Source organism: Bradyrhizobium sp., from assembly GCF_016462955.1.
Classification (GTDB): domain Bacteria; phylum Pseudomonadota; class Alphaproteobacteria; order Rhizobiales; family Xanthobacteraceae; genus Bradyrhizobium.
Window position 1 is genome coordinate 1 of sequence record NZ_JAEMSD010000333.1, and the last position, 7,808, is coordinate 7,808.

Below are 7,808 nucleotides of genomic sequence, written 5' to 3' on the forward strand. Positions count from 1 at the left end.
CCGGGACCGCGCCGATCTCGAGATAATCGGAAGTGGCGTCGGTCTCCAGCCGGACGCGCCAGATCCCCGCCAGGACCGATTCCTGGATCTGCGCCAGCGAGCCATCCGGCAGCGCCACGACACCGCCAACCTCGCCTTCGCCGAGCACGTCGGCGATGAGCTGGCTTTCGAGATCATTCAGATTGGCGAGCCGGAACAGCTGCGTCGGCGCATCTGCCTTCTGGCCCGCGATGGCCTGCGCGATCTTCGAGAGCAGCACCACGGCATTCGGGCAGCTCCGGGCGAGTTCGGCGCTGTCGAGCGTTGCAAGCTTTGCCAACGCGCCCGCCGCCGTCAGGCTGCCTTTCGACGCATTGAGACTCTCCTCTCCGATCGGAAACACGCTGACCGGTTGCTCGGCGCCTTCGGGCGCATCCCAGAATCCGACCTTCATGATGCGACGCCTTGAGCGCGATGCTGGGGAACGATGGTGACGGCGACCGCGGCGTTCTGCCCGCGCGGACGGTCGATCAGCTTGGTGATGCGGTCGATATAGACCGACCAGTCCTGGATCTTGGCGATCAGGCCCAGCGTCTCCCCCTTGGCGACGAGGATCAGCGTCGGTTGCACGCGCACGCCGAAACGCTGGCCCAGCGCAGTCTCGTCGCCGCGGGCGATGATTGCACCGCGGAGCCGACCGTTGAACGCGATGATCAGTTCCGGCAGCACCACGGCGACGTCGATCGCCTCAGGGAAACGGTTGGGATCGCCTGCCGACAGCAGCACCGCAACCGCACCGGCCTCGTCGGCCGCACCGAGAAATCGATCGACCGTTACGGCATCAACCTCGGGCAGGCCGTGCCGCGTCAGATCCTGCTTCCCCACCTGGAATTCCATCAGACCTCCCCTGACAAGCTTATGATTTCGCTTCGGAATGGGGTTAGCAAGGCACATGCCAGGACAGACTAGCAATCTGCCCGGATTATCCATTTGATCTAAATCATGTATTTTCGATCGCGCAGAAGGGCGCACCCATTGATGGTAAGCTGATTTCCAGTTTTGGATGGAATTCATCTTTGCAGATAGAAAGATAGCTTCCAGGGCGGCCCGCAAGCCGGATCGCACGACGGGGTGCGGCCAACACGGCTGCAGGAGGTTCGCTTACTCGGAGCGAAGGTGCGCGGGAAGCTGCGGTTCGCGATCGATCAGATCGGCGAAGAAGCGGTCGTAATCCTCGCCGTCGAGCGCAGCGTCCAGGCCGTCTATCGCAGCAACGATCAGGCCCGCCTCGTCCACATCCAGCAGCCGGATCGCGGTATCGATAAAGACCAGCACGTGGGCGCCGACCGGCGGATTGGAGAGCAGCAGCACCGAGACGCGGCGCTGCTCGCCTCGGAATTCGCACAGCGCCGACATTCCGTCAGTCTCAATGATCCTCATCGGCAGCCCGAGGCACATCGCGCGTTCTCCACCAGGGACGGCCGGTCAGGCCGGTCGCATTTCGTAATTTGCGTGGTCGATGTCGTTGGCGAGCAACCGCTCGGATTCGGTCAACGGCATGCTGCGACGGCTCACCGTCACGTCCCACTCCGCCAGGATCCGGCAGGCGAGATCGATCGCGGGGGAAATCTGGTCGCGCACCGGCGGCGTCAGCGGCCCGCCCCAATCTTCGAGATCGAGCGGCTGGCAGCCGATCAGCACGAGATGCTGCGGGCATCGGCCGAGCAAATCGGCCGCACTGATCACTTCCTGGAACCCGGTCTGGTGCAGGCTCATCTTCTTGGCGCCGGTGAAACGCGGCACCTCGTCGTCGCGCACCAGTTTCAACTGGCCGGGCTCGAGGCCGTAGTCGATGGCGTCGAACACGATCAGGCGGTTGGCCTCTTCCAGGTAGTTCACGAGGTAGAGCCCCTGCGTGCCGCCGTCGAGGATGGTGACGTTGTCAGGCACGGCGTAGCGGCGGTGGAATTCCTCCACCACGCGTACGCCAAAGCCTTCGTCGGCCCACAGGATGTTGCCGATGCCGAGCACCAGGATGCGATCGTCTTGCGAAGATGTCGGCATCGGTCACGTTCCCGTTCTCAATCGCGGAATTGCCGCTCGCCGGAAACCATCGAGGAGATGATGCTCTGGCGCGACATGATGTCCTCGCGGATCGCGGCGTAGATGTGCACGATCACGAACACCACCAGCGCCCACATCCCCAGATGATGCCAGGTGTGCACGTCCTGGCTGTTCGGCCAAATCGCGAACACCCAGCCGAACAGCTTGTGCTGCCAGCTGTCGATGCCCATGCCTTCCGAATAGAGCGCAAAGCCGGTGACGATCATGAAGGCCACGAACAGCGTGAAGCCCGTGAACATCGCGGTCTGCGCCAGCGGGTTATGGCCGACATACATCTTCGGCTCGCGCTCCAGGAACGCGTACCAGCGGATCTCGTGCAGCACTTCCTTCCAGAATTGCTTGCGATGAACCGGGATATAGAAGATCTGCCGGGAGTGATGGTTGCCGACGAAGGCCCACAGGATCCGCGTGAGGAAGAACACAGCGAGCACTTGTCCGGCGGCAAAATGGGCGAAGCGGATGTAGCCCATGATGAAATGATCCGACGCCTCCCCCGCGACCGTCGGCAGCGGCGAACCAATGAAATAGCCTGTCACCATCAGCACGAGGATCGAGAACGCGTTGACCCAGTGGCAGATCCGCACCGGCGCTTCGTAGACATAGACGGTGGGCCGGCCCACCGCCCGTTCTCCGGACGCGTCGGCCGCGATCGCCGCGAGGTCGGGCCTGCTCTCCGAAGCAGGAGCAACTGCATCCATCATGGCGACCTCCTACCTGACCTTGACCTTGGCGAGTTCCTGGCCGTCCGGACTCATCACGTGTGTCGAACAGGCGAGGCACGGATCGAAGGAATGGATCGTGCGCAGGATCTCCAGAGGCTGCTCGGGATTGACCATCGGCGTGTTCAACAGCGATGCTTCGAACGCGCCGATGTTTCCCTTGGGGTCGCGCGGCGAGCCGTTCCAGGTGGTCGGCACCACGCACTGGTAGTTGTCGATCTTGGTGTCCTTGATCCTGATCCAGTGCGCGAGCGCGCCGCGCGGCGCTTCGGTGAAGCCGACGCCCTTGGCCTCCTTGGGCCAGCTCTCCGGCTTCCATTTGTCGACATTGGCGGTCGACGAGTCGCCAGCCTTGATGTTGGCGACGAGCTTGTCCTGGAAGTAGCGCATCTGCCGTCCCGCCCAGACCGATTCGAGCGCGCGCGCCGCGGTGCGGCCGAGCGTCGAGAACAGCGCCGAGGTCGGCAGGTTCAGGTCCTTCAGGAACTTGTCGACGGGATCCTTGAACTCGGCCTTGTTCTGGGCGTAGCCGACGACCCAGCGCGCCAGCGGCCCGACCTCCATGGCGTGGCCCTTCCAGCGCGGCGCCTTGATCCAGGAATATTTACCGCCCTCGTCGAGCTCCTCGATCGCCGTCTTGGTGCCCTTGGCTTTCGGGCCCAGCACGTAATTCGGCTCGGTCACGCCGTCCCAGGGATGCAGCCCCTTGGTCTCATCGGGATATTTGTACCAGGAGTGCACCACGAACTCCTGGATCTCGTCCGGGTTGGCGTGGTCGACCGGAAACACCTCGGACAGATTGCCGTTGATGATCGCCCCGCGCGGCAGTTTCAGGCTCTTGGCGGAATAGTCGTTGGCATGCTCCGGCACGTCGCCATAGGACAGCACGCTCTGGCCCGACAGGCCGCCGCCATAGAGCCAATCCTTGTAGAAGGACCCGATCGCCGCGACGTCCGGCAGATAGACCTGCTCGTTGAACTGGATCAGTTGATCGATGATCGAGGAGATCAGGTTCAACCGCTCCATGTTGATGGCGCCGACGGCACCGGTGCCATCGACATTGATCGGACAGGGCACGCCACCGACCAGCCAGTTCGGATGCGGGTTCTTGCCGCCGAAGATGGTGTGGATCTTGACGATCTCCTTCTGGAAATCGAGCGCCTCGAGATAATGCGCCACCGCCATCAGATTGGCCTCGGGCGGCAGCTTGTAGGCCTTGCTGCCCCAATAGCCGTTCTTGAAGGGCCCCAGCTGCCCGGATTCGACGAACTTCTTCAGCCGCGTCTGCAGGTCCTTGAAATAGCCGGGCGAGGACAGCGGCCAGCTCGAGATCGACTGCGCCAGCGTCGATGTCGCGCGCGGATCGGCCGAGAGCGCGGAGACCACGTCGACCCAATCGAGCGCATGCAGATGATAGAAGTGGACGACGTGGTCATGCACCTGCAGCGCAAGCTGCATCAGGTTGCGGATCGAGTTGGCGTTCTCGGGAATCGTGATGCCAAGCGCGTTCTCGACCGCGCGGACCGACGTCAGCGCGTGCGTTCCGGTGCAGACCCCGCAGATCCGCTCGGTGAACGCCCAGGCGTCGCGCGGATCGCGGTTCTTCAGGATCACCTCGATGCCGCGCCACATCGTGCCGGTCGAGACCGCGTTGCGGATGACGTTGTCGGCGTCGACATTGACCTCGACACGCATGTGACCTTCGATACGGGTCACGGGATCGACGACGATGCGCTTGCCGGAATTGTCGAGATTGAAGCCGTTGGGAGTCTGGATACCCATGATTGCCCTGCCCCTGGAATTTCTATGATCAGCTGTTGTGGTCGGCGTCTTCGCGCTTCGACGCGAGCCGCTTCACCGCCGTCACCGCCGCATGCGCGGCCACCGCGGCGCCGACGGCGCCGGCCGCCACCATGCCGATCTGGTCGGCGTTCTTCTCGATGCCGAACTGCTTGATGTTGGTGAGACGGTCGTAGAACGAACCCTTGTCCCAGAAGCCGTCCTCCGAGCAGCCGATGCAGCCATGGCCGGACTGGATCGGGAACGAGACACCGCCGTTCCAGCGCACGGTCGAGCAGGCGTTGTAGGTGGTCGGGCCCTTGCATCCCATCTTGTAGAGGCAGTAGCCCTTGCGCGCGGCCTCGTCGTCCCACTCCTCGACGAACTGGCCGGCGTCGAAATGCGGGCGCCGGTAGCACTTGTCGTGAATGCGCTGCGAGTAGAACATTTTCGGCCGGCCCTGGCGGTCGAGCTCGGGCAGCTTGCCGAACGTGGTGATGAAGGTGACGACGCCGGTCATCACCTCCGCAATCGGGGGGCATCCCGGCACCTTGATGATCGGCTTGCCCGTGATCACCTTGTCGATCGGCGTCGCCTGGGTGGGGTTGGGCTTGGCGGCCTGCACGCAGCCCCAGGAGGCGCAGGCGCCCCAGGCGATGATCGCCATCGCATCCTCGGCCATCATCTTCAGCTTCTCGACGAAGGGCTTGCCACCGTCGATGCAGAACATGCCGCCCTCGTTCAGCGGCGGGTTGCCCTCCACTGCGAGAATGTACTGGCCTTTGTGCTTGGCGCGGGTCTCCTCGAGGATGGCTTCCGCCTGATGGCCGGCAGCCGCCATGATGGTGTCATCGTAGTCGAGCGAGATCATCGACAGCACCGCATCCTTCACCAGCGGGTGCGCGGACCGGATGAAGCTCTCCGAGCAGCAGGTGCATTCGAGCCCGTGCATCCAGATGACGGGCACGCGCGGCTTGGTCTCGAGCGCATTGGCGATGCGGCTCGCCGCCAGCGGTCCGAGTCCGAGGCTGGTCGCCGTCAGGCTGCAGAATTTGTGAAAGCTCCGACGCGTGATGCCTTGCCGCCTGATCACGCTGTAAAACGTTTCCGTCGCCGCGCCCATGAATCCTCCCGCCCTCGGCTTTGACTTTTCGATGACGCCAAAGACAGCAAGAAGCAGGCCAATAACTGGAGCGATTCAAAAGTAGAGAGATTCCAAAACCTTGCGCGCTACACTGCGCAACGGAGTGGGCCGCGATGGCGTTGAAAGCAGTCGAAGCGGAAACAACGCGATTTGCAGTCGACAACGAAGTTTCCGCCTAGTGCGCGGTGCAGACCATGCAGGGATCGAACGAACGCACGATGTGCTGGATCGCCACTGCGCGGGCGCCGGCATCGCCGACATCGGTGCCGACCAGCGCCTGCTCCAGCGGCCCGCCCACGTCGAAGGAATCGCGCGGCGAGAAATTCCAGGTGGTCGGTGCGATGATCTGGTAGCGCTCGATCCTGCCGTCCCGTACCGCCATCCAATGCCCGAGACTGCCGCGCGCGGCCTCGACGAGTCCGACATAGCTGCCGTTCGGGATCTCGCGCCCGTCGCGACAGAACGGCTCGGACAGCCGCAGCGCGCGCGTCCATTGCTCCATGGCCAGCGCAATCCGCGCGGTCTCGATCAGCCGCGCGATCACGCGGTTGCGCACATTGGTCCCGCTGGCCGATACCAGGTCGGCGATCAGCGACTGTCCGGCCACGGTCTGGCGCGCGATGGCGCCGACCTCGATCGGCTGCCCGGACAGCCGCGGCGCCTTGCACCAGCTATAGGCGCTTGGCTTGTCCGGATCCGGCACCGTGGTGCTGTGGGCGGGATCCGCGGAAGACTCCCGCATCCAGGCGTGCGAGACATCCTCGGTGATCTGCGCCAGCGGCAGCGGCTCGATCGCAGCGCGCGGGCCGAACAGGCCGCGCGGAAACAGCTCGCCGTCAGGACCATGATAGGCGCCGTAGCTCATCATCAAGCCCGTGCCCTTGCCGAGTCCGGTCAGCGCGAGACTGTCCGCTAGCCGCAGGAAATGGGCAAAGTCGCCGCCGCGGCCATCGCGCCAGCGGTCGAGTTCGTCCGCGCTCGCGATCGCCAGCACGTTCTCCAGCGCATCCGCGAAAACGATCCGCTCCAGAAAGCTTCGGAACGACGTCGCGATCGAGAGCAGCCGGACCCGCTCGCCGAGATCGATGGCGCGCGTGGTGCCGCCCGGCTGGAACGCGAGACTGTGCGGCCATTTTCCGGCGATGATGCCCATGGTCTCGAGCAGCCGCGCCCGCGCCGGCAGCGCCTCGCGCGCCGCGCTGCCGCGGGTCGCGGCAAAGCGCTCGCGCGTCGCTGCGTACCAATCATGCGCGCTGTAGGTCTCGCGGGCAAAATCCGGCATGAAGAAGATATAGAAATGCGTCAGATGGTCGGCCGCGTTCTCAGCAGCATGCGCGATGTTGGTCGCGAGCAATCCGTTGGGCGCAGCCTCGATCGCCATCGCCTCGCGCAGCGCGGCGGCCGCGGCAACCGATTGCGAGACCGAACAGATGCCGCAGATCCGCGGCGCCAGCGCCAGCGCATCGAGCGGCGGCCGCCCTTCCAGGATCTGCTCGAAACCGCGGTAGAGCGGTGCCGTCACCTCGGCGCGCGCCACGCGCCCGCTCTCGACGTCGAGTCGGACTTCGAGATCGCCCTCCACACGATTGAACGGGCCGATCGTGATCCGCGTCATGGCGTCCGTTTGGCCCCGGAGCCGCCGGGCGGCACCACCACATGATCGGCGGTCGCATTCAGCCGCACCCGCCGCGGCGTCGCGGACTTCGACAATGCCGCGAGCGCGACGAACCAGGCTTTCGGCATGTCGGTGGGCAAGCCGACCGGAATGCCCGCGAGCTTGGCGGTCTGGAGAAAGTTCTGCGCGCCTTCGAAGCCGGGCGAAGTGCAGGCGATGCAGGCATAGCCGCCCTTGGTGCAGGAGCCGCCGCCGTTCCAGGAGCGCTGGTTGCAATCGCCCACGGCCTGCGTTGCCTTGCAACCGAGATGCTCCATCAGGCAGCCGCGCTCCGACATCGTCTCCGCGCTGGCCTTGAACTCGTAGAACTCGTTGCGCGAGCAGCCGTGATGGGCAAGATGGTTGGCGACGAATTTCGGCCGTCCAAAGCCATCGAGATCGGTCGGGC

7 protein-coding genes and 2 pseudogenes are annotated in these 7,808 nt (G+C 64.4%); all 9 read right to left on the bottom strand.

Annotation, left to right across the window (positions count from 1 at the left end; all coding sequences use genetic code 11):
• Positions 1 to 433: pseudogene (locus JHD07_RS27085) on the bottom strand (hydrogenase expression/formation C-terminal domain-containing protein); the annotation flags it as partial.
• Positions 430 to 876, bottom strand: coding sequence for a hydrogenase accessory protein (locus JHD07_RS27090; RefSeq protein WP_291627621.1), 447 nt, complete (start codon positions 874 to 876; stop codon positions 430 to 432). The gene JHD07_RS27090 and the pseudogene JHD07_RS27085, both read right to left, overlap by 4 nt.
• 264 nt (positions 877 to 1,140) lie before the next feature.
• Complete coding sequence (locus JHD07_RS27095) at positions 1,141 to 1,437, bottom strand: HypC/HybG/HupF family hydrogenase formation chaperone (protein ID WP_291627623.1); 297 nt, start codon at positions 1,435 to 1,437, stop codon at positions 1,141 to 1,143.
• Between the two features lie 27 nt (positions 1,438 to 1,464).
• Entirely contained in the window at positions 1,465 to 2,043 is a 579-nt protein-coding gene (locus tag JHD07_RS27100; RefSeq protein ID WP_291627624.1) for a HyaD/HybD family hydrogenase maturation endopeptidase, read from the bottom strand.
• A 17-nt stretch (positions 2,044 to 2,060) separates the two neighbouring features.
• The gene (gene cybH / locus JHD07_RS27105) at positions 2,061 to 2,804 is read right to left on the bottom strand and encodes a Ni/Fe-hydrogenase, b-type cytochrome subunit (RefSeq protein ID WP_291627626.1); all 744 of its coding nucleotides are present in this window, start codon (positions 2,802 to 2,804) and stop codon (positions 2,061 to 2,063) included.
• Positions 2,805 to 2,813: 9 nt separating this feature from the next.
• Positions 2,814 to 4,604 (bottom strand): nickel-dependent hydrogenase large subunit, encoded by a 1,791-nt coding sequence (locus JHD07_RS27110; RefSeq protein ID WP_291627627.1) that lies wholly within the window; start codon positions 4,602 to 4,604, stop codon positions 2,814 to 2,816.
• 28 nt (positions 4,605 to 4,632) lie between these two features.
• On the bottom strand, positions 4,633 to 5,724 hold the full coding sequence (locus JHD07_RS27115; protein WP_025035354.1) for a hydrogenase small subunit: 1,092 nt from the start codon (positions 5,722 to 5,724) through the stop codon (positions 4,633 to 4,635).
• A gap of 196 nt (positions 5,725 to 5,920) precedes the next feature.
• A complete protein-coding gene (locus tag JHD07_RS27120) occupies positions 5,921 to 7,360 on the bottom strand; it encodes a nickel-dependent hydrogenase large subunit (protein ID WP_291627632.1) in 1,440 nt (479 codons plus the stop codon).
• Positions 7,357 to 7,808: pseudogene (locus tag JHD07_RS27125) on the bottom strand (HupU protein); the annotation flags it as partial. The gene JHD07_RS27120 and the pseudogene JHD07_RS27125, both read right to left, overlap by 4 nt.